General features: G+C 70.8%; 25 protein-coding genes. 14 read left to right on the top strand and 11 right to left on the bottom strand.

Translation table 11 applies throughout. The features are described 5' to 3' along the window. Window positions 1-8: 8 nt before the first annotated feature. The 3 genes from CXQ92_RS13215 to CXQ92_RS13205 are packed head-to-tail and all read right to left on the bottom strand — an operon-like array spanning window position 9 to window position 3,855. Window positions 9-1,529, bottom strand: a complete 1,521-nt coding sequence (locus CXQ92_RS13215; protein WP_104168135.1) for an APC family permease — start codon at window positions 1,527-1,529, stop codon at window positions 9-11. Next, complete coding sequence (locus CXQ92_RS13210; RefSeq protein WP_306738608.1) at window positions 1,526-2,425, bottom strand: universal stress protein; 900 nt, start codon at window positions 2,423-2,425, stop codon at window positions 1,526-1,528. Before CXQ92_RS13210 ends, CXQ92_RS13215 begins: the two co-directional genes overlap by 4 nt. After that, window positions 2,422-3,855, bottom strand: coding sequence for an NAD(P)/FAD-dependent oxidoreductase (locus CXQ92_RS13205; RefSeq protein WP_258069907.1), 1,434 nt, complete (start codon window positions 3,853-3,855; stop codon window positions 2,422-2,424). The genes CXQ92_RS13210 and CXQ92_RS13205 overlap by 4 nt, the downstream gene beginning before the upstream one ends. A gap of 115 nt (window positions 3,856-3,970) precedes the next feature. Here CXQ92_RS13205 and CXQ92_RS13200 point away from each other — a divergent pair, with 115 nt between their 5' ends. Further along, on the top strand, window positions 3,971-4,642 hold the full coding sequence (locus CXQ92_RS13200; RefSeq protein WP_258069906.1) for a TetR/AcrR family transcriptional regulator: 672 nt from the start codon (window positions 3,971-3,973) through the stop codon (window positions 4,640-4,642). A 164-nt stretch (window positions 4,643-4,806) separates the two neighbouring features. Beyond that, window positions 4,807-5,397: a GNAT family N-acetyltransferase gene (locus CXQ92_RS13195; protein ID WP_104168132.1), complete on the top strand. Its 591-nt coding sequence runs from the start codon at window positions 4,807-4,809 to the stop codon at window positions 5,395-5,397. Window positions 5,398-5,464: 67 nt separating this feature from the next. On the opposite strand, the gene gabT is transcribed toward CXQ92_RS13195, so the two are convergent. Both gabT and CXQ92_RS13185 read right to left on the bottom strand, forming a co-directional pair. Beyond that, on the bottom strand, window positions 5,465-6,847 hold the full coding sequence (gene gabT / locus CXQ92_RS13190; protein ID WP_104168131.1) for a 4-aminobutyrate--2-oxoglutarate transaminase: 1,383 nt from the start codon (window positions 6,845-6,847) through the stop codon (window positions 5,465-5,467). A 28-nt stretch (window positions 6,848-6,875) separates the two neighbouring features. Continuing rightward, window positions 6,876-8,306, bottom strand: coding sequence for a gamma-aminobutyraldehyde dehydrogenase (locus CXQ92_RS13185; protein WP_104168130.1), 1,431 nt, complete (start codon window positions 8,304-8,306; stop codon window positions 6,876-6,878). 166 nt (window positions 8,307-8,472) lie between these two features. Here CXQ92_RS13185 and CXQ92_RS13180 point away from each other — a divergent pair, with 166 nt between their 5' ends. Both CXQ92_RS13180 and CXQ92_RS13175 read left to right on the top strand, forming a co-directional pair. Then, a complete protein-coding gene (locus tag CXQ92_RS13180; protein ID WP_104168129.1) occupies window positions 8,473-9,930 on the top strand; it encodes a PucR family transcriptional regulator in 1,458 nt (485 codons plus the stop codon). Between the two features lie 99 nt (window positions 9,931-10,029). Further along, entirely contained in the window at window positions 10,030-11,271 is a 1,242-nt protein-coding gene (locus tag CXQ92_RS13175) for a GAF domain-containing sensor histidine kinase (protein WP_104168128.1), read from the top strand. Window positions 11,272-11,340: 69 nt separating this feature from the next. Here CXQ92_RS13175 and CXQ92_RS13170 read toward each other — a convergent pair whose 3' ends face one another. Further along, a complete protein-coding gene (locus CXQ92_RS13170) occupies window positions 11,341-13,026 on the bottom strand; it encodes a cell wall metabolism sensor histidine kinase WalK (protein ID WP_104168127.1) in 1,686 nt (561 codons plus the stop codon). Window positions 13,027-13,248: 222 nt separating this feature from the next. On the opposite strand from CXQ92_RS13170, the gene CXQ92_RS13165 reads away from it, so the two are divergent. From CXQ92_RS13165 to CXQ92_RS13155, 3 genes are all read left to right on the top strand, one after another. Beyond that, window positions 13,249-14,349, top strand: coding sequence for a PP2C family protein-serine/threonine phosphatase (locus CXQ92_RS13165; protein WP_104168126.1), 1,101 nt, complete (start codon window positions 13,249-13,251; stop codon window positions 14,347-14,349). 106 nt (window positions 14,350-14,455) lie between these two features. Continuing rightward, window positions 14,456-14,788, top strand: a complete 333-nt coding sequence (locus CXQ92_RS13160) for an STAS domain-containing protein (RefSeq protein ID WP_104168125.1) — start codon at window positions 14,456-14,458, stop codon at window positions 14,786-14,788. Beyond that, window positions 14,781-15,242 (top strand): ATP-binding protein, encoded by a 462-nt coding sequence (locus CXQ92_RS13155; protein WP_104168124.1) that lies wholly within the window; start codon window positions 14,781-14,783, stop codon window positions 15,240-15,242. The genes CXQ92_RS13160 and CXQ92_RS13155 overlap by 8 nt, the downstream gene beginning before the upstream one ends. 47 nt (window positions 15,243-15,289) lie before the next feature. Here the strand turns inward: CXQ92_RS13155 and CXQ92_RS13150 are convergent, their stop codons facing one another. Then, on the bottom strand, window positions 15,290-16,258 hold the full coding sequence (locus CXQ92_RS13150; RefSeq protein WP_104168123.1) for an alpha/beta hydrolase: 969 nt from the start codon (window positions 16,256-16,258) through the stop codon (window positions 15,290-15,292). Between the two features lie 112 nt (window positions 16,259-16,370). Here CXQ92_RS13150 and CXQ92_RS13145 point away from each other — a divergent pair, with 112 nt between their 5' ends. From CXQ92_RS13145 to CXQ92_RS13135, 3 genes are all read left to right on the top strand, one after another. After that, on the top strand, window positions 16,371-17,006 hold the full coding sequence (locus tag CXQ92_RS13145) for a trimeric intracellular cation channel family protein (RefSeq protein WP_104168122.1): 636 nt from the start codon (window positions 16,371-16,373) through the stop codon (window positions 17,004-17,006). A 61-nt stretch (window positions 17,007-17,067) separates the two neighbouring features. Then, window positions 17,068-17,493 (top strand): hypothetical protein, encoded by a 426-nt coding sequence (locus CXQ92_RS13140; RefSeq protein WP_104168121.1) that lies wholly within the window; start codon window positions 17,068-17,070, stop codon window positions 17,491-17,493. After that, window positions 17,493-17,966 carry an HIT family protein gene (locus CXQ92_RS13135; RefSeq protein WP_104168120.1) on the top strand — a complete coding sequence of 158 codons (474 nt, stop codon included), beginning with the start codon at window positions 17,493-17,495 and terminating at the stop codon, window positions 17,964-17,966. The genes CXQ92_RS13140 and CXQ92_RS13135 overlap by 1 nt, the downstream gene beginning before the upstream one ends. 41 nt (window positions 17,967-18,007) lie before the next feature. Here the strand turns inward: CXQ92_RS13135 and CXQ92_RS13130 are convergent, their stop codons facing one another. Genes CXQ92_RS13130 through CXQ92_RS13120 form a run of 3 tightly spaced genes read right to left on the bottom strand, consistent with a single transcriptional unit; the run spans window position 18,008 to window position 21,187 of the window. Beyond that, window positions 18,008-19,057, bottom strand: coding sequence for a polyprenyl synthetase family protein (locus CXQ92_RS13130; protein WP_258069939.1), 1,050 nt, complete (start codon window positions 19,055-19,057; stop codon window positions 18,008-18,010). A 48-nt stretch (window positions 19,058-19,105) separates the two neighbouring features. Then, the gene (locus CXQ92_RS13125; protein ID WP_104168118.1) at window positions 19,106-20,422 is read right to left on the bottom strand and encodes a geranylgeranyl reductase family protein; all 1,317 of its coding nucleotides are present in this window, start codon (window positions 20,420-20,422) and stop codon (window positions 19,106-19,108) included. Next, complete coding sequence (locus tag CXQ92_RS13120) at window positions 20,423-21,187, bottom strand: demethylmenaquinone methyltransferase (RefSeq protein ID WP_104168117.1); 765 nt, start codon at window positions 21,185-21,187, stop codon at window positions 20,423-20,425. It lies immediately after the preceding gene. Window positions 21,188-21,384: 197 nt separating this feature from the next. Here CXQ92_RS13120 and CXQ92_RS13115 point away from each other — a divergent pair, with 197 nt between their 5' ends. The 4 genes from CXQ92_RS13115 (at window position 21,385) to CXQ92_RS13100 (ending at window position 25,187) form a co-directional block, all read left to right on the top strand. After that, entirely contained in the window at window positions 21,385-22,641 is a 1,257-nt protein-coding gene (locus tag CXQ92_RS13115; RefSeq protein WP_258069938.1) for an isochorismate synthase MenF, read from the top strand. A gap of 114 nt (window positions 22,642-22,755) precedes the next feature. Further along, window positions 22,756-23,544, top strand: a complete 789-nt coding sequence (locus CXQ92_RS13110; protein ID WP_104168115.1) for a transporter substrate-binding domain-containing protein — start codon at window positions 22,756-22,758, stop codon at window positions 23,542-23,544. An 84-nt stretch (window positions 23,545-23,628) separates the two neighbouring features. After that, window positions 23,629-24,414, top strand: coding sequence for an amino acid ABC transporter permease (locus tag CXQ92_RS13105; protein WP_104168114.1), 786 nt, complete (start codon window positions 23,629-23,631; stop codon window positions 24,412-24,414). 5 nt (window positions 24,415-24,419) lie between these two features. Continuing rightward, window positions 24,420-25,187, top strand: coding sequence for an amino acid ABC transporter ATP-binding protein (locus CXQ92_RS13100; RefSeq protein WP_104168261.1), 768 nt, complete (start codon window positions 24,420-24,422; stop codon window positions 25,185-25,187). On the opposite strand, the gene menD is transcribed toward CXQ92_RS13100, so the two are convergent. Continuing rightward, window positions 25,184-26,935 carry a 2-succinyl-5-enolpyruvyl-6-hydroxy-3-cyclohexene-1-carboxylic-acid synthase gene (gene menD / locus CXQ92_RS13095; protein ID WP_181033654.1) on the bottom strand — a complete coding sequence of 584 codons (1,752 nt, stop codon included), beginning with the start codon at window positions 26,933-26,935 and terminating at the stop codon, window positions 25,184-25,186. The genes CXQ92_RS13100 and menD overlap by 4 nt on opposite strands. Window positions 26,936-26,991: the final 56 nt, after the last annotated feature.

Below are 26,991 nucleotides of genomic sequence, written 5' to 3'. Positions count from 1 at the left end.
CCGTCCCGCTACGGCCTCGGAGCCGATCCCTGGACGATCACCTCCTGGCGGAAGAACGCCGGGTTGATCCGCCACCAGATGAGCATGAGCACGGCACCGAGCAGGATCACGCCGATTCCGAGGATGAACACCATGCCGACCCCGAACAGTTCGGACCCGGAGCCGTAGGCAGGATCCATGGAGTCGTTGGCGGTCTTGAAGAACATGACCAGCAGGATGACCCCGCCGAGCAGCGGCGCGAGGAAGCGGAACAGCACGTTCCTGGCGCTGCTGAAAGCCTGGGCCCGGAAGTACCAGACGCAGGCGAGGGCGGTGATGCCGTAGTAGAAGCAGATCATCATGCCGAGCGCCGTGATGGTGTCCCAGAGTGCGTTCTCGGAGACCAGCCGCGTGAACACGTAGAAGCCGGCGGCGGCGATCGCTGCGGCGATCGTGGCGTAGCTCGGCGACTTGTGCTGCGGGCTGATGCGGCCGTACCCCTTCGGCAGGGCCTTGTAGTGGCCCATGGCGAGCAGGGTGCGGGCCGGGGAGACGAACGTGGACTGGAGTGATGCGGCCGAGGAGCTGAGGACGGCGATCGACATCAGGATGGCGAACGGACCCATCACGGGACCGGCCAGCGCAGCGAAGATGCTCTCCTGGTTGTCCGGGTTGCCCGCTCCGAGTTCACCCTCCCCGACGCCCGCGAAGGAGAGGGTCGCGAGGGCGACGGTGAGGTAGATGACCACGATGACGACGACGGTGAGGGCGCCGGCGCGGCCCGGGGTCTTCTCCGGGTTCCTGGTCTCCTCGTTCATCGTGAGCGTCACGTCCCAGCCCCAGTAGATGAAGATGGACAGCGAGACGCCCGCGGCGAAGGCGGAGAACGAGCCGACGGCGAACGGGTTGAACCACTCCGCGCTGATCGGCGTGGCGTCGAAGGCGGTGCCGTTGGCGACGTGGACGAACGCGGCGATCGCGAACCAGGCGAGGACGACGACCTGGAAGGTCACCAGCACGTACTGGACCGCCTTGGTGGTCTCCATCCCGCGGTAGGAGACGTAGCAGGCGAGCGCGATGAAGACGAGCGTCGTCGCGATGTTCACCGGCAGGTTGAGCGTGAGGTCGGCGATGCCCGGGTTGTCGAGGACCTGCGCGAGCATCAGGTAGAAGAAGTCGACGGCGACCGCGGCCAGGTTGGAGAGCACGATCACGGTGGCGGCGATGAGTCCCCACCCGCCCATCCAGCCGACCCACGGCCCGAACGCACGGGTGGCCCACGTGAAGGTGGTGCCGGAGTCGGGCATGGCGCTGTTGAGCTCCCGGTAGCCGAGGGCCACGAGCAGCATGGGGATGAAGCCGACCAGGAAGATGGCCGGCAGGTTGACCCCGACCTCGGCGACCGTGGGCCCGAGGGCCGCGGTCAGCGTGTACGCGGGGGCCACGCAGGACACCCCGATGACGACGGCGCCCAGCAGTCCGACGGTTCCGTCGTCAAGGCCCTTCCTGCTGAGCCCTGTTCCTTCCCGTGTTGTCTCCTCGATACTCATGCGTCCGCCTCTGTGGTGTGGGAACCCGGGCCGGTGGTGGTACCGGGTGTTGAGTACGTACGCGGGACGACGACCATGGGGATGGTCAGCGTACGCAGGATCTTGTTCGCCGTGGAGCCGAGGAAGATGCGCATGTGCTGCGCGAGGCGGCTGGACCCGACGAGCAGCACCTCTCCCTCGTCCCAGGCCAGGGCCTCGATGGCCTCCTCGATGGAGGAGCCGTGCGCCGTCTCGACGCTCACCCGCCCGCCGGCGGCGAGGGCGGACGCGGCCTCCGCGAGCCGGCGGTTCGCCGCGTCCTCCATGCCCTCCGGGTCCGAGTGCCCTGCATCGAGTGCGACGAGGGATACGAGGCGCAGCGGGAGGCCGCGGCGCTGCGCCGAGGCCACCGCGACCGAGACGACGTCGTCCGCTCCCGCCCTGTTACCGACCGCGCAGGTCATGCGGGTGACGGGATCGGTGCGGCGGTAGGACTTGGGCGCCAGGGCCACCGGGACGGGTGAGGCGTGGAGGAGGCTCCGGGCCACGTTGCCGATGCTGAACCGGTTGGCGAGGCCGCGGGAGCTGGCCCCGATCACGATCAGGGACGCCTCGTTGTCCTCCGCCGCCCGGATGAGGCCCTCGGCGTTGGATTCCGCCCGCACGATCACGCCACGCGCCGGGACGTCGTCCGGCACGAGCGCGAGGCCCTGGTCCATCCACTCCTGCAGCTGGTCGGTCAGGAGGCTCTCGAAGCCCTTGCCCCGCTGGTGGATCCCCGCGTAGGGGGAATGCTGGGGGGTGACGAGCACGAGGTCGAGGCTCGCGCCCTGGCGGCGCGCGAGGGCGACGGCGAGGCAGACGGCGTCGTGCCCGCGCTCATCGGCGGTGTATCCCACGATGTAGCGCATGGTCATGCCCCCCGACCGGTCGCGGCGGCCTGCACGCCGGTGGACAGGACGCGATGGAGTTCGGCCGCGGTGTGCCGGCCCATCCGGACGGCGCCGTCGACGTGCTGGTAGCCCTCGGCCGCGATGTCGGAGCAGGACCAGTGGATGGGGCCCACGGGCGTGCGCTGGTCCCGGCCGTACCGGTGCAGCCCGCCGAGGTCGTAGCTCGAGGCGTACGCGCCGCGCGTCCACTCCTCCGCCGCCCAGTCCGACTCGTAGTACACCTCCGGCTCGAGCGCCTTCGGGCCGAGGAAGTTCGCGATCGCGGAGAGGATGCGCTCGCGGCGCTCGTGCGGAGGCAGCTCGAACATGGCGTCGGCCTTCTCGTCGGAGACGAAGCCCACGAGGGTACCGCGGGGGTCCTCGAAATTCGTGTTGTCGTAGACCTCCTGGACGATCGACCCCGCACTGAAACCCGTCCCCGAGAGCCCCTCCTCGCGCCAGAACGGGGTGCTGTAGACGGCGTGCACCTTGATTACCAGGCCGAGCGACTGGTGCTGGTGCATCTGGTGCTGGCGGCGCGGCAGCGGCGGGTCGTAACTGATGCGCGAGTAGAGATTGGGAGGGACGGCGACGACGGCGTACCGCGCCCGCACCGTCGTCGTGTCCGAGACCACCGTGACACCCTCGGTGGTGTCGGGGCCCTCCATGCCGCTCCAGCGGAGCGTGCGCACGGGGCTCGAGAGGATGACGTCCTCCCCCAGCTCGGCCGCCATGCGCTCCGACACGGACTGCATGCCGCCGACCACGCGCTTGTCGAGGATGAAGTCCTCGTCCACCAGGTTCGAGAAGGACCCGGCGGTCGCCGCCATGAGGATCGCCTGCAGGGTGGAGAACGAGTGCGCCGGCTTCGTCAGCATGCCACCCGCGATGAAGAGGCCGATGTTGTCACAGGCCTCCTCGTCGTCGGACTGCTGCCGGAGCCAGTGGTGGAAGGAGATGGTGTCGAGGGCGCGGGCGTCCGGGTGGTTCCACGGCGCCTCGGGCCCGGCCTCGTCGACGAGCCGGTCGAGGATCACGATGAGGCGCTCCATCTCCTCGCGCGTGTAGTCGCTGACCGGGAACATCTCCCCGCTGTAGCGGATCGGTTCCCCGTCCGGGCCGATGTACACGGAGTCGCCCTCCCGGTACCGGGAGAAGGTCTTCAGGCCCAGCTCGTGGAGGAGGTCGATGAGCGCGGTCTGGTCCGGCGACACCCACTGCCCCCCGACCTCGAGGACGGCGCCGTCGATGACGTCCGTGTGGGTGCGTCCGCCGACGCGGTCCCGCGCCTCGAGCACGGCGACCGAGTGCCCGGCTCTCCTCAGCCCGCGTGCGGCGGTGAGGCCCGAGGGTCCTGCTCCGATGATGACGACGTCGCGTTCGATGGTGTTCACGTGATCCTCCTGGTGCTGCATGGCGCAGGCCACAAAATGAATGGTATTCATTATTGGGCCCACTATAGCTACATGGCCACCCGGAGGGAAGGGTCCGCCCGTAGGGTTGATGCCATCGCAACAGAGAGCAGGATCGATGACCTCAGCACTACCGACCCCCCGGCGCGCCGGGCGGCCGCCCCGCAGCGTCCTGTCCAGGGACCGCATCACGGCGGCGGCGCTCGACCTCATCGCCGCGGAGGGCTACGAGGGCCTGACGATGTCAGCCCTGGCGCGCCGGCTCCGGGTGGCGCCCTCCGCCCTCTACAACCACGCCGCGTCGAAGCAGGAGGTGCTCCGCTGGGTCCAGGACCACGTCATGACCATGGTGGACTTCGGCGCGTTCGCCCTGGAGCCCTGGGATGAGGCGGTACGGCAGTGGGCCTGGTCCTACCGCGAGGTCTTCGCGCGGCATGCCCCTCTGGTCCCGGTGATCGCCGTCCTGCCGGTGACCGATGCCGCGGAGACGCTGCGCATGTACGAGGAGGTGGCTCGCGGCTTCGCTGCGGCGGGCTGGCCCGAGGACCGCATCGTGCCCGCGATCGTGGCCCTCGAGTCCTTCATCTACGGCTCGGCGCTCGACGTCGCCGCGCCCGGCGACATCTTCGACTCCGGCACGCTCGCGGAGGAGTTCCCGGTGTTCACGTCCGCGGTGCGCAGCGCCTCGGAGGCGGCGGGAGCCGGACGGGCCGCGGATGCCGCCTTCCGGGCCGGGCTCGACGCCATGATCGCGGGCCTCCGCCAGCAGCTGGCCGCCCATTCCTCCTGACCCTCCCGTCCCGCGAGGGGCCGCCGGATCGGACCGACACGCCTGCCTTTTCCTCGGAAGCCTGATTGCTAGGGTGCTTAGCTTTACGAATCCCCGGCGGGCTGTTACGGTACGTGACAGGTCAAGCAACGGCCGAGCCACCCACAGATCCTCAGAGGTTTCCGATGTCCGTTGCACCCCTCCCCCCGAGCCCCGATTCCCTGCCTGCCGCGCGCGCCGCTCACGGCCCCTCGTCCGATGCCGACGTCGTCGATCCGGCGACCCGGGAGGCGCCCGACGCCGAGACCCCGGAGGTCCCCCGCGACCTCTCGTCGGTCTCCACCCGGGAGCTGCGCATCCTGTGCAACGAGCTCTACCGGGCGCTCGATGCCGATTTCCCGCCCTATGGCGTGCTGGACGACTACGAGGCGGTCGTCGAGGCGATCACCGACCGCGAGACCCGTGCCAGCGAGCGCGCGGAGACCGAGCAGCTCCGCGAGAAGTTCCGCGACAATCCGGCGGCCTCGCGCTTCGAGCTGTTCCATGACGGCGTCATGGTCGGCTACGTGAAGTACGATCTGCGGGCCGGCCGCCTGCGCCTGCTGCAGACCGTCGTGGGATCCGACCATGACCGGTCCGGCCTCGAGGCGGTCCTGGTCCGCAAGGCGCTCCTGAACGCCCACCGGCGCCGCCTCGCGCCCGTCCCCTACTGCGAGCATGCCCAGGCCTTCCTGACCGAGAACCCCCACTTCCAGGCCCTCATCCCGGTCGGCTGACCTCCCCGGACCACGACGAAGGCCCTGCAGCACGGACTGCTGCAGAGCCTTCGTCGGGTGTCGGGGGTCAGCCGGCGCTGACCGCGCGGATGGCGGCCTCGAGGACGTCGAGGCCGTCCTCGAGGAGCTCGTCGGTGATGACGAGCGGCGGCAGCAGGCGGACCACGTTGCCGTAGGTGCCGCAGGTGAGGATGATGACGCCCTCACGAAGGCACTGGGCGGCGATCGCCTTCGTGGCCTCGGCATTGGGTGTCCTGCCGCCCGGTTCCACGAACTCGATGGCCAGCATGGCGCCGCGTCCTCGGAGTTCCCCGATGATGCTCCGCTCGCCGAGCTCGGTCTGCAGGGCGGCGACGCGCTCGGAGACCCTGGCCTCGATGCTGCGGGCGCGACCGGCGAGGTCGTGCTCCTTCATGGTGCCGATCGCGGCCAGTGCCGCCGCGCAGGCGACCGGGTTGCCGCCGTAGGTGCCGCCGAGCCCGCCGGCGTGCACGGCGTCGAGCAGGTCCGCGCGCCCCGTGATGGCCGAGAGCGGCATGCCGCCGGCGATGCCCTTGGCCATCGTGACGATGTCGGGCACCACGCCCTCGTGGTTCACGGCGAACCATTCCCCGGTGCGGCAGAACCCGGACTGCACCTCGTCGGCGATGAACACCACGCCGTTGGCCTCGGCCCACTCCGCGAGCGCGGGGAGGAAGCCCTCGGCGGGCACGATGAAGCCGCCCTCACCCTGCACGGGTTCGATGATGATCGCGGCGACGGACTGCGCGCCGATCTGCTTCTCGATCATGGTGATGGCGCGCTGCGCCGCCTCGGGGCCCGTGATGGACGGGTTCTCCTCGCGGAACGGGTAGCTCATGGGGACGCGGTAGATCTCGGGCGCGAAGGGGCCGAAGTTCGCCTTGTACGGCATGGACTTGGCCGTCAGGGCCATCGTCAGGTTGGTGCGCCCATGGTAGGCGTGGTCGAACGCGACGACGGCGTCGCGGCCGGTGGCCAGCCGCGCCACCTTGACCGCGTTCTCGACCGCTTCGGCGCCGGAGTTGAACAGGACCGTCCGCTTCTCGAAATCGCCCGGCGTCAGCTCGGCGAGCTGCTCCGCGACGGCGATGTAGCCCTCGTAGGGCGTCACCATGAAGCACGTGTGCGTGAAGTGCCCCACCTGCTCCCTGACCGCGGCGACCACCGCGGGGTCCGACGCGCCGACGCTCGTCACGGCGATGCCGGAGCCGAGGTCGATGAAGGAGTTGCCGTCGACGTCCTGGATGATCCCGCCGTCGGCGTCCGCCGCGTACACGGGTACGCCCGAGGCGACGCCCTTGGCGACGACGGCGGAGCGGCGCGCGGCCAGCTCGGTGGATTTCGGGCCCGGGAAGTCGCCGGTGATGCGGCGCTTCTGCTCGAGCCGGAAGGTCGGCGCGACGGCGCCGGGGGTGGTTGCGATGGTCATCAGGGGGTTCCTATCCAGAAGGGGACTGTCAGACGTCCAGCACGCTCATGACGTGCTTGATGCGGGTGTAATCCTCCACGCCGTACATGGAGAGGTCCTTGCCGTAGCCGGAGTGCTTGAAGCCGCCGTGGGGCATCTCGGCGGTCAGCATGATGTGCGTGTTGATCCAGACGGCCCCGAAGTCGAGGTCGCGGGACACGCGCATCGCGGTGCCGTGGTTCGAGGTCCAGACGCTGGAGGCCAGCGCGTAGTCCACGCCGTTGGCGAGCTCGATCGCCTCCTCCTCGGTGGCGAACGTCTGCACCGTCACGACGGGCCCGAACGTCTCCTGCTGCACCACGGAGTCGTCCTGCCGGGCGCCCGTGACGATCGTCGGCTCGAAGAAGTAGCCCTTGTCCCCGGCGCGCTTGCCGCCGGTCGCGATGCTGCAGTGGGCGGGCAGCGCGTCGATGACGGCGTTCACGGCGTTGAAGTGGTTGATGTTGTTCAGCGGCCCGAAGTAGTTCTCCGAGTCCTCCGCGCTGCCGGTCGTCAGGGTGGCCGTGTGCGCGACCATGGCGGCGACGAACTCGTCGTGCGCCTGTTCCTGCACGAGGACCCTGGTGATGGCCGTGCAGTCCTGGCCTGCGTTGAAGAACGCGAACTCGGCGATGGCCTCGGCGCTCTTCCTGAGGTCGGCGTCCGCGAAGACGACGGCGGGAGCCTTGCCGCCGAGCTCCAGGTGGGCCCGCTTGAGGCCCTTCGCGGCGCTGGTCGCGACCGCGATGCCGGCGCGTACGGATCCCGTGATGGACACCAGGCCGGGCACGGGGTGCTCCGTCATGGCGGCGCCGGTCTCGCCCGTGCCGAGCACCACGTTCAGGACGCCGTCGGGCAGGATGCCCTGCGTGAGGCGTGCGAGGACGAGGGTCGACTCCGGGGTGGTGTCGCTCGGCTTCAGGACCACCGTGTTGCCCGCGGCGAGGGCGGGGCCGATCTTCCAGATGGCCATGAGGAACGGGTAGTTCCACGGCGCCACCTGGGCGACGACGCCGATGGGCTCGCGGCGCACGTAGGAGGTGTGGCCCTCCATGTACTCGCCCGCGGACTTGCCCTCCATGAGCCGCGCGGCGCCGGCGAAGAACCGCAGCTGGTCGGCGCCGACGGCCACCTCCTCGGCGGCGATCATCGCGCGCACCTGGCCCGTGTTGCGGTGCTGTGCCTCGACGAGCTCGTCACTGGCGGCCTCGACGGCGTCCGCGAGCTTCAGCAGCATGAGCTGGCGCTGGCTCGGCGTGGTCCGCTTCCAGGTGGTGAAGGCACGCGCTGCGGCGCGCATGGCGTCGTCGACATCCGCGGTGGTGGAGACGGGCGACTGCGCGACCACCTCGCCGTTGGTCGGGTTGACGATGTCGAGGAGCTCGGTCCCGGCGGGCGTGACGAACGCTCCGTCGATGTAGTTCTGAAGGGTCTCGGCCACGCTGCAGTGCCTTTCACGAGGAGGGAGTCGGCGGCGCGTACGGGTACGTCCGGCCACGGGGTATCGACATGACGCTACCGGGGCACCACGGGGCGTGCCAGAGCTATCTGCACAGCGCTTGCCGCTTGCGTACGTGCAGGGGCACAACGCCCCCTACGCTGGACCCATGGCCATCACCCTCGCCGACCTGCTGTCCGATCCCGCCCTGGGCCTGGTCGTGGAGGGCGGCTCGGAACCGCCCGCCCAGCCCATCCAGTGGGTCGCCGTGACCGAACTCGAGGACCCGCGGCCGTTCCTCGGCGGGGCCGAGGTGGTGCTCACGACGGGCGTGCGGCTGAAGACCGGCGCCGCCCAGCGGGCCTTCGTCCGGCGGACACACGACGCCGGGGCCCTGGCCATCGGGTTCGGCGTGGGGCTCACCCATCGGAGGATCCCCGCGGCCCTGCTCGCGGAGGCGGACGCCGTCGGCCTCCCCGCGTTCCGCGTCCCGTACGAGGTCCCGTTCATCGCCATCGGCAAGAGGGTGGCCGACGCCCTGTCCGCCGATCACTACGCCGGGCTCGAGGACCTCCTCGAGGGGCACGCCGTCCTGGCCTCGGCGCTGCTCGGCGCGGGAGGCCTCGCCGCACTCCTCGGCGAACTCGCCCGGATGCTCGGCACCGACGTCGCGCTGTTCCAGTACGGCGCGTGCATCGCACGTGCCGCGGGCCCGGCTGCCCGCACCCCCGGCGGCGCAGCCGCCCCCCGGTCCCACGCGGTGGCACCGGATCCCAGGACGTGGCATCGGCTGCCGGTCGCCACCGGCCTCAAGGACCGCTGCACTCTCGCCATCGCCGAGCCCTACGCCCGGACCGCCGTCGTCGACTACGCGCAGAGCCTGATCTCGGTCGAGCTCAGCAACCAGGCCAGGAACCGGACCGGCGCCCGCGCGGCGTCGGGCCAGTTGCTCGAGGACGTGGTGCGCGGCGCGCTCGCCGGCACCGAGGCGGCGGCCCGGCTCGCCAGTTCGGGTATCGATACGACGCTCCGGCACAGCGTGCTGATCGTCGACGTCGCCTCCGGTCAGCGACGCGCACTGCGGACCCTCCCGCTGCCCGACGGCTGGAACGGAGCCGCCACGGGGCTCGTCGACGACCGCCTCGTGCTCGTCCTCCCCGCCGGGGCGCCCGACCCCACCGAGCTGAGCCGCTACCTGCACGGCGCCGGGCTGACGGCACGGGTCGGTGTGGGCGGCACCTACGCGCAGCCGAACGGCCTGCGGTGGAGCTACTTCGAGGCACGCGAGGCGCTCCAGCGGGGCCAGCCCCTCAACTTCGCCGACCGCCTGAGCCTGACGTCGCTGCTGATGGCCAGCGCGGACGTGCCGCTCGCCGACCTCGCCGCGGAGACCCTCCGGCCGCTCGAGGCCTTCGACAGCGCGCACGGCGCGGGACTGCTGACCACGCTGCAGCGCTACCTCGACCTCGACGGCTCGGTGGCCGCCGTCGCCGCGGACCTCGACCTGCACCGCAACACCATCCGCTACCGGCTCCAGCAGGTCGTGGCGCTCACGGGCTACGACCCGGCGGTCACCGCGGACCGCGTGCACCTGTACCTGGCCCTGCGCGTCCGGGCCCTGGGCTGACGCGATCCACCCCTGCCACGGCACCATCCCGCTCGCCGGCCCACGGCCGTGCGATAGTTGACGCACGCACACCGGTCTCACTGTTCTTCGGGGGTATTCGTGACTCTGCTTTCTACCGACGAGGTCGACCTCCAGGAGCTCGCCCGCCAGGCGGTCCTGCAGGAATACCGGCTTCCCTACGGCGAGGCCGGCGGGAAGCCCGTGGAGAAGCCCGACTACGAGACACCGCCGGAACTGCTCAACCTCGTCAAGCTCGCGGTGCGGGTGAGCGGCATGGACGCCGGCGTCATCAACATCATCACCGCGGACCAGCAGCACCAGATCGCCGCCGTCGGAGTGGACGCCGCGGTGTGCTCGCGCGACGACTCGATGTGCTCCAAGGTCTTCACCAGCGGGGCGATCACCGCCCTGGCGGACGCCTCCCTCGACCCGCGGTTCGCCGACAACCCCTTCGTCAACGGCGGCATCGCCCACGTGCGCTCCTATGCGTCCGTCCCGCTCGTGACCGGGCGCGGCGCGGCCCTCGGCACCCTCTGCGTGTTCTCGCCGACGGTCCGGGCGTTCCAGGCGGAACAGCGGGAAGGGCTGGAGATCCTCGCACGGCAGGTCGTGGAGGTCCTCGAACTGCAGTTCAAGACACGTCAGCTCGTCGAGGCCCTCGAGGTGGTGCGGCGCAGCAACGAGGACCTCGCAGGATTCGCGGCGCGTGTCAGCCACGATCTCAAGAACCCGCTGACGGCGATCCTCGGCTACACCGAGCTCAGCGAACAGGACGACGACGTCGCACCCGCCGGGCCGGCGGCGCGCTACTTCAGCATCATCCGGGGCAGCGCCAGCCGGATGCTGTCCACGGTGGAGGAGGTCCTCGAGTTCTCCCGCATCGGCGGGACCATCAATCGCCGGGCGGTCCGCCTGAACACGATGATGAACGCCGTGCTTCAGGACGTCCTGCCGCTCAGCAGCGCCTGCGACGCCGTGGTGACCGTGCAGGACGCCGAGCTGACGGTCGATCAGGCGCAGGTCACCGCGCTGCTGCAGAACCTGGTGGCGAACGGCATCAAGTACTCGACACCCGGGTGTCCCCCGCGCGTCGAGGTGATCGCGAGCGTCGGTGAGACGCAGGTGCTGCGCGTCGTCGACCACGGCAAGGGCATCGACCCGGCGGACCGGCAGCGGGTCCTGGAACCCCTGGTGCGGCTGCACCGTGACGGCGATCCGGCCGGCAGCGGGATCGGCCTGGCGACGTGCGCACGCATCGCCGCGGCGCACGGAGGTTCGATCGGCCTCACGGAGACACCCGGCGGCGGCATCACGGCGACCGTGGATCTCGGGCCGGCCTGACCGGGTTCCCGGGTCCGGCACCCGGATCCTGCACCGTGCTGACGGGCCTGCGGTCGGCCTGCCCGGACGCTAGAGTCCCTGCGCCTGCAGTTCCTGGACCTGGTCCGCGCGGGCGAGCGGGAGGCGGAACGCGAAGGTGGACCCTTCGCCGACGACGCTCCGGCAGGTGATGGTCCCGCCATGGCGTTGGACGATCGCCTGGGAGATGGCGAGCCCGAGGCCCACCCCCGGGATCGCCGCATTGCGGGCTCCTGCGGTCCGGAAGAACTTGGAGAAGACGCCCTTCTGCTCCTCCGCCGTCATACCGCTGCCCTGGTCGGTCACGCTGCACTCCACCTCGCCCTCGACCTCGCGGGCGCGGATGGTCACGCGTCCACCGGCCGGGGAGTACTTGATCGCATTCGAGAGCAGGTTGTCCAGCACCTGGCCGATCCGGGAGGCGTCGCAGAGCGCGACGAGCCCCGGATCGGTGAGGTCCTCGAAACGCACCAGCGGGTTCGTGTTGCCCTGCTCGGCCGTGGACACGCGCCGGCCGACGAGGTCGGAGAAGTCCGTGGGCACCGGGCTGATCTCCGGGGACCCCTCCGCGGTGGAGAGCAGGTCCACCACGAGCTTGTGCAGCCGTTCGGAGTTCCGTGACACCACCTCGAGGCCGGAGGCGACCTCGGGGTCGAGGTCGGGCGTCCCCAGCAGCAGTTCGAGGTAGCCCCGGATCGCGGTCAGCGGGGTCCGCAGCTCGTGCGAGACGGTCGCCACGAACTCGTCCTTCGCGTTCAGGGCGGTGACGAGTTCCGTGACGTCGTTGAACGTCACCACGGACCCCTCTCGGTCCCCGGCCTGGTTGGTCATCAGCCGGGACGACGCCGAGAGCACCCGCTGTCCCGGTCGCTCGCCCCACCAGAGGAGGTAGTCGGAGAACACATGGCCCTCCGCCGCGCGCCGTGTCGGCCGTCGGGCCGCCGGCAGATCCGTCTCGCCGTCCTGCTGGAAGATCCGCAGGGCCGCCTCGTCGGACTCACCGGTCCCGCCGGCGAGCGCGCGGAACTGGTCCAGCTTGCGGTTGGCGAGGACCGTCCGCCCGGCCTCGTCGACGGCGGTCACACCGATGTCCACGCTGTTGACCACGGTGTCCAGCAGCCGTTCGCGGCGCGCACTCTCCTCGAGCAGCACCCGCAGGGCGCGGTCCTTCTCCTCCACGACGGCCTGCTGCGCCATCATGCTCGCGGTCATCACGCGGATCGTCACGCCGATGGCGAGCATGATGAAGGGCAGGAGGAAGGACTGCGTCAGTGACTGCGACGTGACCTCGACGTCCGTGACGAAGACCGGCGCCCAGACGATGCCCAGCGAGGCGAGGAAACCTGCGGCGAGGAGGGCCCGCGGATACAGGCCGGACGCGGCGAGCCAGATGATGGGGAACACGGTGAGCAGACCCACCCCGGTGATGACCGTGCCTGCCCCGTAACGCATGAAGCCGATCGGGACGAAGTCGAGCAGCGGGATCACGAGGAAGGCGGCGTACGGGAGCCGGTCCCACGGCACGAGGACGCACAGCGCGAGCAGCACGGCCTGCAACCAGAGACCGATCATGAAGGACCGGCTGGTGAAGAGGTCCGGATGGAAGAGCAGGCCTCCGACGAGGATCAGCAGGACCGTGAGCGAGAGGGGCAGCTGGCTGAGGATCACGCGTGACCGCAGCGTGAGTTCGTGGAACTGCCTCGTGTCGAGCGTCAGGTAGGAGAGCACTCTGTCCATCTGATGGCCGCGCCCCCTGGTGCTCGTCGAACTCGTCCGTCGGAATGAACGGGGCGATTCCCGCCCGCAGCGAAAGAATAACGCGGCAGCCCCGTCATTCCGGGGCGTGAAAGACGGTCGACCCCTCAAGATCGCCTCAAGTTCGCCGCAACAACCCGGTGATTCGGGCGAAGCCGTGTGCCGCGTCCGGAAGGCCGCGCACCGTAGCGTTTAATGAGGACCATGACTGTCGCCCCGGAGATCCGCCGTGCCCTCGTTGTCGAGGACGACGTCGATATTCGGGGCCTGCTCGTCCAGATCCTGAAGCGCGAGGGCTTCGAGGTCACCGAAGCCGCGACCGCGCGCGAGGGGCTCCGCCTGGCACGCGCGGGCGCCGATCTCATCACCCTGGACCTCAACCTGCCCGACGGCGACGGCGTGGAGATCTGCCGCGAGGTCCGCACCTTCTCCGACGCCTACATCCTCATGATCACGGCCCGCACCGACGAGATCGAACGCCTCACAGGCCTCGAGACGGGCGCCGACGAATACATCAGCAAGCCCTTCAGCCCCCGGGAGCTGGTGGCCCGCATCAACTCGCTGTTCCGCCGCCAGAGCCACCAGTCCGCCGTCGACGTCGCGAACGCGGACGAACGCCAGCGTGCCGCCGAGGTGCAGCAGAACCTGCTCCCCCGCGACCGCCTCGTCCTCGACGACTTCGAACTGGCCGGGCGCTTCAGGCCGTCGAGGAGCGTCGGCGGTGACTTCTACGACTGGTACCCGACGCCGGACGGCCTGCACTTCACCGTCGCCGATGCCATGGGCAAGGGCATGGGCGCCGCGTTGGTCGCGGCGACCGTCCGCGCGATCATGCGCTCCGTCGCGTCCCAGCCGAGCCTCGAGACCGCGTTCGCGACGGCGGCGCGGGCCACGGAGGCCGACCTCGACCACACCAGCTCCTTCGTCACGCTGTTCCACGGCCGCCTCGATGCCGCCAGCGGCGTCGTCGGCTACGTCGACGCCGGGCACGGCCTCGCACTGCACGTCGCGGCGGACGGCACCGTGACCCGCCTGCCCTCGGCGGGGCCGCCCGTCGGTGCGTGGCCGGACCAGGTCTGGCCCGCCGCCACCCTGCGCCTCGAGCCCGGCGATTCGCTCGCGATCGTGAGCGACGGCCTGCTCGACATCTACGAGACGGTCGACCAGTTCACGGAGGCGGTGGCCGGCGTGGTCTCCGCGGCGGCGGGCGCCGAGGAGGCCTGCGCGGTGCTGCTGGGTCTGGCGGATGTCCCCGAGGTCGCCGACGACGTCACGGTCGTCATCCTGCGCCACGCGCGGGGCTGACGCTCCCGGCCGGAACCGGGCCGGCAGGACCCGGCTCGCGCCCGACGCACGCGACGATTCACGAGATCCAGCACATGCCGACAGGCAGCGGAAGAGGGAAGAGCAGATGGAATTCACGGTCCAGGACAAAGGCCATTACACCGAGGTCGCGGCGAACGGACGCCTGAACATGGTCGCGGCACCGAAGCTGCGCAAGGTCGTGGACGAGGTGGTCAACGGGGGCGGGAAGCGGATCGTCGTGAACCTGGCGGACACCAGCTTCATGGACTCCTCGGGCCTCGGCGCGCTCATCGGCTGCCTGAAGCTGGCCCGGCAGTCCGGCGGCGACCTGCGGATCGCCGCCGTCCAGCCGCAGGTCACCATGGTGCTCGAACTCACCAGCATGAACCGGGTGCTCACGCCCCATGCAACCGCCGGCGAAGCCTTCGGCAATGACTGACATCCTGGCACGGCGCACCCTCGAGGAACCCGCGGCGGAGCAGGCCATCGAGGACCTGCACGTCCTCCTGGAGCAGTTGTGGCTGGACGCCGCCTTCGTGCCGGCGCCTGACCAGATGGCCTTCACCACCGCGGTGATCGAGGCTGCGAGCAACGTCGTCCAGCACGGCGTCCCCACGGAGGGCGCCACCCTCCTCCTCGGCGTCGAGCTCACCGTCGCCGTCGAGAGGCTCCGCGCCGTCATCAGCGAGATCGGCGCCGCGCCGCTGGACCCTGTGCCCGACCTCGCGGGACCCTCCGACCTCCCCGGTCCGGACGACGACGCGCTGCTGGAGGACTACGACGAGTCCGGGCGCGGGCTCTCGATGATCCGCGCCCTCGTCACCACCGTGACGGTGGAGCGTGAGGGCGACACCAACGTCTGGGTCCTGTCCCGGGACTCCGGCCAGGGCTGACCCGTCGGCAGCCGGCTCTCCCGGGACTCAGGATTCGGGGGGGCCTGTCACGGGAGGGCCGGCCTGCCGAGGAACGCGGCGATGTCCGCATAGACCTCCCGGGACTCCGGGAGGCGCGGGAACGCCGGGAACACGTGGAAGCCGCCGGGGTGGACCTTCATCTCGACGGCGGCACCGGCCGCGACCGCACGGTCCCGGAAGACCACCGCGTCCGCCATGCAGACGTCGCGCGTGCCCTGATAGATCCGCGTGCGCGGCAGGGCCGCCAGCAGATCGTCCGGTGCGCAGGCAGGGCTGACCAGCGGCGTCCGGGGGTCGTCGCCGTCCGCCCACCACAGCCCCGCCTGCACGCCGCCCGCCACGGAGAGCATCGGATCGACGGCGTCGTAGGCCGGGATGTCGGGGTTGGTGGCGGTGACGTCGAGCCAGGGCGAGAAGGCGACGACACGACCGGGCGCGGGAAGCCCGGCGTCCCGGAACGCCCAGGTCTGTGCGACGGCGAGCGCGCCGCCCGCCGAGTCGCCCATCAGCGTGACGTCCTCGGGCGCCGACGTCGTCAGGACGTCGCGGAACACGGACACGAGGTACGGGAAGGCCTCCCGGTAGCTGCTCTCGGGTGCCAGCCTGTACAGGGGCACCGTGACGGCGGCGCCGGTCCGCTTCGTCAGTTCGGCGATGATCCACCAGTGCGGCCGGGCCAGCTCGTTGATGTAGATCCCGCCGTGCGTGTAGATGATGTGCGAGCGGGTCGCGCCGAGCAGCGGGCGGACCGTGATGGTCCTGATGCCGTCGATCCGCTTCTCCTGGATGGTGTGTGTCTGTTTCAGCGTCCACGGGATGGCGGCCGCCGCCGGGTAGCTGCGGCCCGGGTACTTCGCGTTCACCCAGTCGGTGCCGTCCAGGTTCCTCTTCGTCGGCAGGAGGCCGATCAGCCGGGCCGCCACGCGCATCGCGCGTGAGCCGTCCTTCGCACTCGGCTCCGTCGTCGTCGTGCCGCCCGCGTCCGTGCTCGTCATGGGCCCAGCCTAGTGCCGGGCCGGCCCGGCCCGTCTGTCATGCTGGATGGGCCCTCCTGGCGCCCGTCCCCCGGGCCCCGCGGGCGCCCCCGCCGGAACGCCGAAGGATGAGATGGATACCGCTTCACACGTGGCGCTCGGCGCCGACCTCCTCGGCGTGTTCTTCTTCGCCGTCTCGGGATCCCTGCTGGCGGCCCGCAAGGGCTTCGACCTCGTGGGGTCGCTCCTGCTCGCGTCCCTGGCCTCGCTCGGCGGCGGGGTGGCCCGGGACCTGATCATCAACGTCCCGCCCGCAGCCTTCACGAATCCCGCCTACCTGGTGCCCCCACTGCTCGCCACCGTGCTCGTGTACTTCGTGTTCTCCGGCGTGGAACGCGGCATGCGCGTCCTGGTCGTCTTCGACGCCGGCGGGCTGGCCCTGTTCTGCATCACCGGCACCCTCAAGGCGCTCGATGCCGGCCTGCACCCGGTCTCCGCCGCCCTGCTGGGCGTCACCACCGCGGTCGGCGGCGGTCTGCTGCGCGACGTCGTCGCGAACGAGGTCCCGCAGCTCTTCGACCCACGGGACATCTATGCGCTCCCCGCCATGCTGGGCGCCGTCGTCGTCACCGTGCTCTACCTGACCGGGACCTTCACGCTCGTCACGGGGACGCTCGCCGCCTCCCTCGTGTTCTCCCTGCGGGTCCTCGCCTGGCGCTACGGCTGGCACGCGCCGCTCGCCGCGCGGACGCGGGACGCGCAGAGGTAGCCCGGGCGTCGGACGCGGCCGCTAGGATGGGGGTATCCCCAACCCCACTCCTGGAGTACTTGTGACTGAGCTGTTTTCCGACAAATTCCGCGCCCTGGTGCCCCAGTACTTCGAGGACGAGTGGGCCGAGGAGGACGGCCTGTCCGACGACGAGCTGGCCGAGATGCTCGAGGGCAAGGACTTCGACCTGCCCCTGGCCCTGCGCGACTTCTACCGTGCCGTGGGTGCCACCGAGGACATCATGGAGGCGTTCCACTTCTTCTGGGATCCCGACGAACTCGAGATCGAGGACGGCTTCCTGCTGTTCCTCGAGGACGAGGACGAGGAGTACACCTGGGGCATGCGGGCGGACCAGCTGGACGTCCCCGACCCCATCGTCTGGCGGCGCAACAACGTCCGCGGCGAATGGCAGAGCGAGGAGGGCACCTTCAGCGAATACGTGCTCGACCTGTTCGAGTGGGTCTTCGAGGAGGACGACGAGGACTGATGCCGTTCGCCCACCACGCGCCGGAGGGGTACCGGTGCCCGTTCTGCGATCTCGCGCGGGGGGACTTCGGCAACCCGAGGAACCTCTGCCGTCCGGGCGACGTCATCTACGCCGACGACCTCGCACTCGCGTTCATCGCCTCGCACGGCTTCGACCCGAACCCCGGCCACGTCCTGATCACCCCGCGTGAGCACGTCGAACTGCTGTACGAACTGCCGGACGCCGCCGCCGCCCGCATCATGACGCTGACGCGCGACATCGCGATCGCCATCAAGCTCGCCTGGGAGCCCGACGGCGTCTCGACCCGGCAGCACAACGAGCCGGCCGGCAGCCAGCACGTGTGGCACTACCACCAGCACGTCCTGCCGCGCTGGCACGACGACGGCTTCTACTTCACCCCGAAGCGGCCGATCGTGGACCCGGCGATCAGGGCGCGGAAGGCCGACGAGCTGAGGGCCTTCCTGCCCCGCTGAACCACGGCGGGAGTCGGCGATGCGGGGAACGACGGCGGGGGCTAGACGTCCCGGCTGACCACGGCCTGCGCGAAGCTCGCCAGCGCGTGCTTGACCACGCTGTCCGGGAGCGGTTCCAGCGCGGCCACGGCCTCGTCAGCCCACTGCTGGGCCACGGCCCACGCCTCCTGGGTCTGCGGGTGCTCGCGCACGGCGGTGACGGCGGCGGCGAGGGCGTCGTCGGAGGACAGGTCGCCGTCGACGAGCGCGACGACGTCGGCGGCCGACCGGTCGCCCGCGGCCGCGGCGCGGCGCAGCAGGATGACCGGGAGGGTGGGGACGCCTTCGCGGAGGTCGGTGCCGGGAGCCTTGCCCGACGTCACCTTGCGGCCCGTCACGTCGATGACGTCGTCCGCCAGCTGGAACGCGACGCCGACCTTCTCCCCGTAGGAGACCATGACGTCGATGACCTCCCGCGGGGTGTCCGCGAAGAGGGCGCCGAGCTGCCCGGAGGCGGCCACGAGGGAGCCGGTCTTGTCCGCGATCACCGAGAGGTAGTGCTCGAGGGCGTCCTGGCCGTCGCGCGGGCCCACGGTCTCGTGGAGCTGGCCGAGGCAGAGACGTTCGAAGGTGCGCGCCTGGATGCCGAGGGCCTCACCGCCGAGTTCGGAGACGAGGATCGACGCCCGGGCGAAGATGAGGTCCCCCGTGAGGATGGCGACGGAGTTGCCCCACACCTCGTGCGCGGTCGGGGCGCCTCGGCGGTAGGGGGCGGAGTCCATGACGTCGTCGTGGTAGAGCGTGGCGAGGTGCGTCAGTTCGACGACGACGGCGGCCTGGACCACCTTGGCCCGCGCGGGGTTGCCGAGGTGCGAGGCGAGGATGGTCAGGAGCGGCCGGATACGCTTCCCGCCGGCCTCCACGAGGTGACGGCTCGTCGCGTCGGCCAGGGGGTCCGAGTGGGCGATGGCGCTGCGGAGCTGCTTCTCCACCTCGGCGAGGCAGGACGACACGGACGGTCCGAGCTCCGGGTCCTCGGCGATGAGGGCGAACCCGGGAGGCAGGCGCACGGCGTCGCCGGGGGTGTCCGCCGTGTCCAGCGCGCTGGTCACGCCCGCGCTGGCCCACCCGGAGTCGAAGGATTGTGTCACGGTCTAAGACTAACCAAGTGAGGCGGCGCTTTGCGCACGCAGGTGACCGGTCAGGGACGGCTGGTTGGAGGTGGGGGGCACCAGCGACTCGAGCAGGTGGATGACGCGGTCCTCGAAGCCCCGGCCGCCGGCGTCCGTGAGGTTGGCGAGCATGCGCACCACGAACCGCATGAGGAGGGGGACGGGCATGCCGGTGCGGAGGGCCAGCGACATGACGGCGGGCTTGCCGATCAGCTGCGCGAAGATGCGGCCGAGCGTGAAGTGGCTCCCCCACTGCTCACGCACGTAGGGCGCGTACCCGGACATGACCTGGTCGCGGCCGAGCGGCGAGCCCACGCCCTGCGCCCGCTCGATGAACTCCGCGGCGTACCGGGCGGACTCCATCGCGTAGGAGATGCCCTCACCGTTGAACGGCGACACCATGCCGCCGGCATCGCCGAGGAGCAGGAGCCCGGGGCTGTAGTGCGGAGTCCGGTTGAAGCCCATGGGCAGCGCCGCGCCACGGATCCCGCCCACCATGTTCGACGGCGTGAACCCCCACTCGGCGGGCATGCCCGCGGTCCAGTCCCGCAGCACCTGCTTGTAGTCCAGCTTGCCGAACTCGGCGGAGGAGTTCAGGATGCCGAGGCCCACGTTGGAGGTGCCGTCGCCGACGCCGAACACCCAGCCGTACCCGGGCAGGGGCCTGCCGCTGGCGTCGGGCAGCTCGAGCCAGCCCTCCATCCAGTCGTCGTCCGTGCGGGGGCTGGTGAAGTAGGTACGGACGGCGACGCCGAGCGGACGGTCGTCGCGCTTCTGCATGCCGAGGCTGACGGCGGTCCGCGTCGAGTTGCCGTCGGCGGCGAGGACGACGTCGGCCGTGAAGGTGCGGGTCCCGCCGGTCCTGCGGCCGTCGGCGTCGAGCAGGTTCACGGTGACGCCCGTGACGCGTCCGGCGTCGTCGCGCACGGCGGAGGACACGGAGTGGCCCTCGAGGATCGTGGCGCCGGCGGAGCGGGCATGCCGGGCCAGGGCCTCGTCGAAGCCGAGGCGCGTGCGTACCAGGCCGTAGTCGGGGAAGTCGCTGAGCTCGGGCCAGGGCACCTCGACGGTGCGCTTGCCGGCGATCAGGCGGAGGCCGCGGTTGCGGCGCCAGCCCTCGCTCTCGTCGTGCGGCAGGCCGAGCAGCTGCAGTTCCCGCGTGGCGCGGGGTGTCAGGCCGTCGCCGCAGACCTTCTCCCGGGGGAAGAACGTCTTCTCGAGGACCGTCACCTCGATCCCGGCGCTCGCGAGGTAGTAGGCGGCGGTGGAACCGGCCGGGCCGGCCCCGACGATGAGGACCGACATCTAGTCGACCGCCGACGTCCGGCGGCGCAACCGCACCTGGCCCGGCAGGAGCGGTTCCTCGCCCGGCGCTGCGGACGCCTTCGTGGCACGGTGCACGGCGACGATGCCGCCGTTGAGGTTCCGGTACTCGACGTCGCCCCAGCCGCTGTCACCGATCCATGCGGCCAGCCGGTCCTGGTCGGGCCAGGCCCGGATGGACTCGGCGAGGTACACGTAGGCGTCCGGGTTGGAGCTGACCTTGCGGGCGATCGCGGGAAGTGCGCGCATGAGGTACTCGGTATAGGTGGTGCGCCAGAGCGCGACGGTGGGCTGGGAGAACTCCGCGACGACCAGGCGTCCGCCCGGCCGCGTGACGCGCAGCATCTCGGCGAGTGCCTTCTTCGGTTCGTTCACGTTGCGCAGGCCGAAGGAGATGGTGCATGCGTCGAAGGAGTTGTCCGCGAAGGGCAGGTTGGTGGCGTCCCCCGCCACGAAGTCGATGTCCGGGCGGCGTCGCTTGCCCACCTTCAGCATGCCGAGCGAGAAGTCGCAGGCCACGACGTCGATGCCCGCGTCCGCGTACGGCTCGCTCGACGTGCCGGTGCCGGCAGCGAGGTCCAGGACGCGTTGCCCCCGCTCCGCGCCGACGGCGTCCACGACGATGCGGCGCCATCGGCGCGTCTGCCCCATCGACAGGACGTCGTTGACGACGTCGTACTTGGGCGCCACGTCGTCGAACATGGCTGCTACTTCGTCAGGCCGCTTCTCCAGTGATGCACGATTCACCCGCTCATTGTCTCAAAGAAACTCCGATCGCCCGACCGGCGTCCTCCCGACGTGCCGAACCTCACGACCCCGCACGAATGCGGCGCCACGCCGCGGAGTACGCTTGAGGCATCATGAGCACTCCGTCCCTCACTGCGCTGCCCCCTGCGCCCGGACAGTCCCGCGGACTCCGCAGCATCACCGTGGCGCAGGCGGACATGGACCCGCGGACGGGTCTGCTCGAGTACGTGGTCCGCAACGACGCCCACACCTGGATCCGCCGCGGAGGCGGACTGGTGGCCTACGGTGAGACCGCCCGGTTCACGGTCACCGGCCCGGACCGCTTCACGCAGGCCCAGGAGTGGTGGCGCCGCGAACTCGCCGGCGCGGAGGTGCTGGACGATCTCGGCGTCCCGGGCAGCGGCCTCATCGCCTTCGGCTCCTTCGCCTTCTCCAAGACCTCACCGCACGAATCGCGCCTGATCGTCCCTGCGGTGGTGGTGGGCTGCAGCGAGGGCCGGGCCTGGCTGACCCTCATCACCGACGACGCCGAGGCCGAGCTGAGCGCGGAGGCGGCGGAAGCGGCTCTCGCCGCCTACCTCATCGAGCCCGACGCCGGGCGTTCGCCCGGCCCCGGCGACCGCCTGGGCCCGGGCGTGCTCAGCGAGGACCAGTACCAGCGTGCTGTCGCCGAGGGCGTGAAGCACGTGCAGGCCGGCGAGCTGAGCAAGCTCGTGCTGGCGCGGGACGTCGTCGCGCACCTCGAGACGCCCGTCGCGACGGCGCAGGTGCTGCGTGAGCTCGCGGTGCGGTACGAGGACTGCTGGACGTACGCCGTCGACGGCCTGATCGGGTCGACGCCGGAGATGCTCATCAAGGTGGAGAACAACACGGCCCGCGCCCGCGTGCTCGCCGGGACCCTGGACCGGGCCAACGCCCCGGCCGGCGACCCCGGCTACGCCGACCGCGTCCTCGCGGGGTCCGAGAAGCAGCTCCACGAGCACCAGATCGCGATCGACTCGCTCACCGAGACCCTCCAGCCGTTCACGAGTTCCATGACCTCCCACAGCGAGCCGTTCGTGCTGCAGCTGCCCAACGTGTGGCACCTCGCCTCGGACGTCACGGCGCAGCTCGCCGCGGACGACGACGGCCGGGTGCCGACGTCGCTGGCCCTCGTCCAGGCGCTCCATCCCACGGCCGCGGTCTGCGGCACCCCCACGACGGTCGCCGGAGCGCTCATCCGCGAACTCGAGCACCTGCAGCGCGGTCCGTACGCCGGGCCGGTGGGCTGGATCGACGCCGGGGGCAACGGCGAGTGGGGCATCGCCCTCCGCGGCGCCGTCGTCGAGACGCCCACGCGCGTGCGGCTCTACGCGGGGTGCGGGATCGTCGAGGGTTCGCAGCCGGAGGCCGAGCTCGCGGAGACGTGGAGCAAGTTCCGGCCGATGATCGAGGCCCTCGGACTGTCCCGATGACAGGACCCGGATTACCGATGGGCAACCCCTGTCGCCTGTGATGCACCTCTCCTTGAGGCTAGAATCAGCAGGACCGTCCCCCGTTCCACCCCCGTCCGCCCAAGTGAGGTACCCATGCTTTCCAAGAAATCAGCACTGCTGGCCGCCATGGCCGCCGGCGCACTCGCGCTGAGCGCCTGTGGCGGAGGCTCCGACGACGCCGGGTCCGAGGAGGCGAGCGGCCTGAACCTCGTCTCCGAGGGTTCGCTCACCGTCTGCTCGGACATCCCCTACCCGCCCTTCGAGTTCGAGGAGAACGGCGAGTACACCGGCTTCGACATGGACCTGATGAAGGAGATCGCCGCGGGCATGGACCTCGAGCTCTCCGTGCAGGACGTCGGTTTCGACGGCCTCCAGAGCGGCGCCGTCCTGGGCTCCCGCCAGTGCGACATCGGCGCCAGCGCCGTCACCATCACCGAGGAGCGCAAGGCGAACCTGGCGTTCTCGGACCCGTACTACGACTCCCTGCAGTCCGTCCTCGTGCCGACCGACTCGGACATCGCCTCGATCGACGACCTCGCCGGCAAGCAGGTGGGCGTCCAGCAGGGCACCACCGGTGCCACCTACGCCGCGGAGAACGCACCCGAGGCGGAACTGGTCCAGTTCCCCTCGGACGCCGAGATGTTCGCCGCCATCCAGGCCGGGAACGTCGACGCCCTGCTGCAGGATCTCCCGGTGAACATCGGCCACACCGAGGACGGCGCGTTCACGATCGCCGAGGAACTGCCGACCGACGAGCAGTACGGCTTCATCATGGCCAAGACCGGCAGCGAGGAACTCGTGGCCGCCGTCAACGGACAGCTGGCCTCGCTGCGTGAGAACGGCAAGTACCAGGAAATCTACGACTCCTACTTCGCGGAGTAGCCCAGCCCTACCCGTGCGGCCCCGGATGTCCGACGACTCCGGGGCCGTACGGGTGCCACCTCCCGAAGGAAGGTAGATCCCCGCGTGAAACGTTCAACCCGCAGACGCCTCACCCAAGGCGTCCTCTACGCGGTCTTCGCCGCCGTCGTCGTCTTCGTGCTCCTCGCCGCCGACTGGGCGACGATCCGGGCGTACTTCTTCAACCTCGACGTGGCCATGGGAGTCTTCCCCGAGATCGTCACGATCGCGGCGAAGAACACGGTCGTCTACACGGCCATCGCCTTCGTCGGAGGCCTGCTGCTCGGCCTCCTGCTGGCACTCATGAAACTCTCCCCTGTGCTGCCGTACCGCTGGTTCGCGACCGGCTACATCGAGCTGTTCCGCGGTCTCCCGGCGCTGCTGGTCATCTTCGGGTTCGCGTACGCCATCCCCATCGCCTTCCAGTGGCGGGCGCCCGGCGGCAATGCCGGTGCGGGACTGATCGCCCTCATCATCGTCTCGTCCGCCTACATCGCCGAGACCATCCGGGCCGGCATCGAGGCCGTCCCCAAGGGGCAGGTCGAGGCGGCGCGCTCCCTCGGCATGAACGGGCCGTGGACCATGCTGACCGTGATCCTCCCCCAGGCCTTCCGCATCATCACGCCCCCGCTGACGAACGAGCTGGTCATCCTCATCAAGGACACCTCGCTCCTCTTCATCGCGGGCATGGCCATCGGCGACCGCGAACTGACCACGTTCTCGCGGGACGCCCTCACCAGCCAGGCCAACGCGACACCCCTCGTGGTCGCCGCCCTGCTGTACCTGGTGATCACGCTGCCGCTCACCCAGCTCGTGGCGAAGCTCGAACGACACAACAAGAGAGGCCGGTGATTCCGGTGGCACATCCAGCATCGGCCGCCGCGCGTTCGACGGCGGCCCCCGCCATCGAGGTCCGCGCCCTGTGCAAGAACTTCGGCACCAACGAGGTGCTCAAGGGCATCGACTTCCACGTGGACCACGGCGAGGTGGTGTGCGTCATCGGGCCCTCCGGCTCGGGCAAGTCCACCCTGCTGCGCTGCGTCAACCGGCTCGAGGAGCCCACCACCGGCACGGTCATGGTGGAGGGCGTGGACATCACGGACAGCGAGACGGACCTCGACGCCGTGCGCACGCGCATCGGCATGGTCTTCCAGCAGTTCAACCTCTTCCCGCACCTGAGCGTCCTGAAGAACCTCACCCTCGCCCAGCAGCGCGCCAAGAAGCGCGGCAAGGCCGAGGCGATCGAGGTGGCCCACCGGAACCTCGCCAAGGTGGGCCTCGCGGAGAAGGCCGACGCCTTCCCCGCGCAGCTCTCCGGCGGCCAGCAGCAGCGCGTCGCCATCGCCCGCGCCCTGTCGATGGACCCCGACATGATGCTGTTCGACGAGCCCACCAGCGCCCTGGACCCCGAGCTCGTCGGTGACGTCCTCGAGGTCATGAAGCAGCTGGCCAGGGAGGGCATGACCATGATGGTGGTCACGCACGAGATGGGCTTCGCCCGGGAGGTCGGCGACCGCGTGGTCTTCATGGACGGCGGCGTCGTCGTGGAGCAGGGCAAGCCCGAGGACGTGCTCGGGAACCCGCAGCACGAGCGCACGAAGCTCTTCCTCTCGAAGGTGCTCTAGGCGGGACGCACCGCGGACGCCACCGCCAGGCGGACGCGCGCGTGGAGGTCCCGGAGCGTCGAGCGCTCCGCCCGGACCTCCAGGATGGAGCGGCCCCTGATGGGCCGCTCCATCGCCGTATCCAGCTCCTGCAGCGTCGTCGCCCGCTCGTAGCGCAGCCCGTAGGCGGCGGCGAGCGCGGCGAGGTCCACGGTGTGCGGCGTCCCGAACAGTCGCTCGACGGCGGGGCCGTAGCGCGCCGTCGTCCTCGGGGCCCCGTGCTCGAGCAGCCCGAAGATCCCGCCCCCGCCGTCGTTGAGGACCACGAGCTGCAGGTCGGGCTGCGGTTCGCCGCTGCCGAGCAGCAGCCCCCCGACGTCGTGCAGGAAGGTGAGGTCCCCCAGGAGGGCGCGCGTGGGGATGCCCGCCGCGAGGGCCACGCCGGTCGCCGTCGAGATCGTGCCGTCGATCCCGGCGAGCCCGCGGTTCGCGAAGACCTCCAGCGGATGCCAGTCCGTCGCGGCGACGAGGTCTACGTCCCGGATCGGATTGGACGAGCCGAGCACCAGGTTGCCGTCCGTGTGCTCCCAGACGGCGTCGGCCACGTGCAGCCCGGTCATGGACCGCTCGTCCGCCAGCAGCGACTGGAGGCGGGCCTCGGCCGCAGCCCCGGCCTCCCGCCACGACCGCAGCCAACCCTCCTCACCGCGCCCGGCGAACGCGAGCAGTTCAGGCAGGGAGTCGATGATGCGCTCGGGACGCCGACCCTCCTCGAACCAGGCGGCGGGCACGGGCAGGTACAGCGCGTGCCCGACGTCGGCCCGGGCCAGCAGCGCCGTGACCGGGCGGGACAGCGTGGGGCGCCCGAAGACCACCACGCGTGTGATGGCGGGGCCGAGATGCTCCAGGAGCAGCCGGTACGGGGCGACGGCGCTGCTGCCGAACCGCGCGTTGGAGGACGGCTCCGCGAGCAGCGGGAGGTCGAGGTGCGCGGCGAACACCGCGGCGAGCTCCCCCGCGCCGTGACCGGCGACGACGACGGTCCTGCTGCCGGGCCGCTGGGGGGCCACCGGCCCTGTCTCCTCGCGCGGCTCCTCCTGCGGCTCCTCCCGAGCGACCGTGCCGGCGGTGACGGGGGCGACATCGGATCGGACATCGGGTGCGGGCTCCTCCGGGTGGTCCCCGGGCACCAGCGGATCGCGGAAGGCGAGGTTCAGGTGCACGGGACCGGGCGGCCGGGCGGCCGGGCCGTCCGCGGGACGACCCACGGCGGCGCGCAGGGCATCCCCGATCGCGCCGGTCGGGTCCTCCCCCGCTCCGACGTCCACGCCCGCGCGTACATGCACGCCGAACAGGCCCGGCTGCACCGTGGTCTGGTTGGCGCCGGTGCCGCGCAGCTCGCCGGGCCGGTCGGCGGAGACTACCACCAGGGGCACGGCGGCGTGGTTCGCCTCCATGACCGCGGGCAGGAGTTCGCCCACGGCCGTGCCCGACGTCGTGACCACCGCCGCCGGGCGCTGGGCGCCGAGCGCGAGCCCCAGGGCGGTGAAGGCGCCGGACCGCTCGTCGATCCGCACGTGCAGGCGGACGAGGCCGGCGTCCTCCGCCGCGGACAGGGCGTAGGCGAGGGGGGCGCTGCGGGACCCGGGGGCGACGACGACGTCCCTCACGCCGCCGGCCACGAGAGCCCGGACGGCACGCGCGGCCGAGGTCGCGGAGTCGAGGGGTGTCGCTGCTGGTCCGGTCTCTGTGTCGCCCACGTGTGTCACCGTTCCATCCTTCCACCCCGACGGTGACGCGACCCCACCCGGGGGTGGGGTCGCGT

This window comes from Arthrobacter sp. SX1312, from assembly GCF_002929295.1.
Classification (GTDB): domain Bacteria; phylum Actinomycetota; class Actinomycetes; order Actinomycetales; family Micrococcaceae; genus Arthrobacter_D.
This window is presented reverse-complemented; position numbering and strand designations above follow the sequence as displayed.

What these genes read in the sequence shown, in the direction of transcription:
- CXQ92_RS13180 (WP_104168129.1), top strand. Translation starts at nt 8,473, where the DNA reads ATGGCCATCACCCTCGCCGACCTGCTGTCCGATCCCGCCCTGGGCCTG.
- CXQ92_RS13210 (WP_306738608.1), bottom strand. Translation starts at nt 2,425, where the DNA reads ATGACCATGCGCTACATCGTGGGATACACCGCCGATGAGCGCGGGCAC.
- CXQ92_RS13150 (WP_104168123.1), bottom strand. Translation starts at nt 16,258, where the DNA reads ATGACGAGCACGGACGCGGGCGGCACGACGACGACGGAGCCGAGTGCG.
- CXQ92_RS13200 (WP_258069906.1), top strand. Translation starts at nt 3,971, where the DNA reads ATGACCTCAGCACTACCGACCCCCCGGCGCGCCGGGCGGCCGCCCCGC.
- CXQ92_RS13165 (WP_104168126.1), top strand. Translation starts at nt 13,249, where the DNA reads ATGACTGTCGCCCCGGAGATCCGCCGTGCCCTCGTTGTCGAGGACGAC.
- gabT (WP_104168131.1), bottom strand. Translation starts at nt 6,847, where the DNA reads ATGACCATCGCAACCACCCCCGGCGCCGTCGCGCCGACCTTCCGGCTC.
- CXQ92_RS13135 (WP_104168120.1), top strand. Translation starts at nt 17,493, where the DNA reads ATGCCGTTCGCCCACCACGCGCCGGAGGGGTACCGGTGCCCGTTCTGC.
- CXQ92_RS13125 (WP_104168118.1), bottom strand. Translation starts at nt 20,422, where the DNA reads ATGTCGGTCCTCATCGTCGGGGCCGGCCCGGCCGGTTCCACCGCCGCC.
- CXQ92_RS13160 (WP_104168125.1), top strand. Translation starts at nt 14,456, where the DNA reads ATGGAATTCACGGTCCAGGACAAAGGCCATTACACCGAGGTCGCGGCG.
- CXQ92_RS13155 (WP_104168124.1), top strand. Translation starts at nt 14,781, where the DNA reads ATGACTGACATCCTGGCACGGCGCACCCTCGAGGAACCCGCGGCGGAG.
- CXQ92_RS13110 (WP_104168115.1), top strand. Translation starts at nt 22,756, where the DNA reads ATGCTTTCCAAGAAATCAGCACTGCTGGCCGCCATGGCCGCCGGCGCA.
- CXQ92_RS13145 (WP_104168122.1), top strand. Translation starts at nt 16,371, where the DNA reads ATGGATACCGCTTCACACGTGGCGCTCGGCGCCGACCTCCTCGGCGTG.
- CXQ92_RS13170 (WP_104168127.1), bottom strand. Translation starts at nt 13,026, where the DNA reads ATGGACAGAGTGCTCTCCTACCTGACGCTCGACACGAGGCAGTTCCAC.
- CXQ92_RS13205 (WP_258069907.1), bottom strand. Translation starts at nt 3,855, where the DNA reads ATGCAGCACCAGGAGGATCACGTGAACACCATCGAACGCGACGTCGTC.
- CXQ92_RS13215 (WP_104168135.1), bottom strand. Translation starts at nt 1,529, where the DNA reads ATGAGTATCGAGGAGACAACACGGGAAGGAACAGGGCTCAGCAGGAAG.
- CXQ92_RS13195 (WP_104168132.1), top strand. Translation starts at nt 4,807, where the DNA reads ATGTCCGTTGCACCCCTCCCCCCGAGCCCCGATTCCCTGCCTGCCGCG.
- CXQ92_RS13115 (WP_258069938.1), top strand. Translation starts at nt 21,385, where the DNA reads ATGGACCCGCGGACGGGTCTGCTCGAGTACGTGGTCCGCAACGACGCC.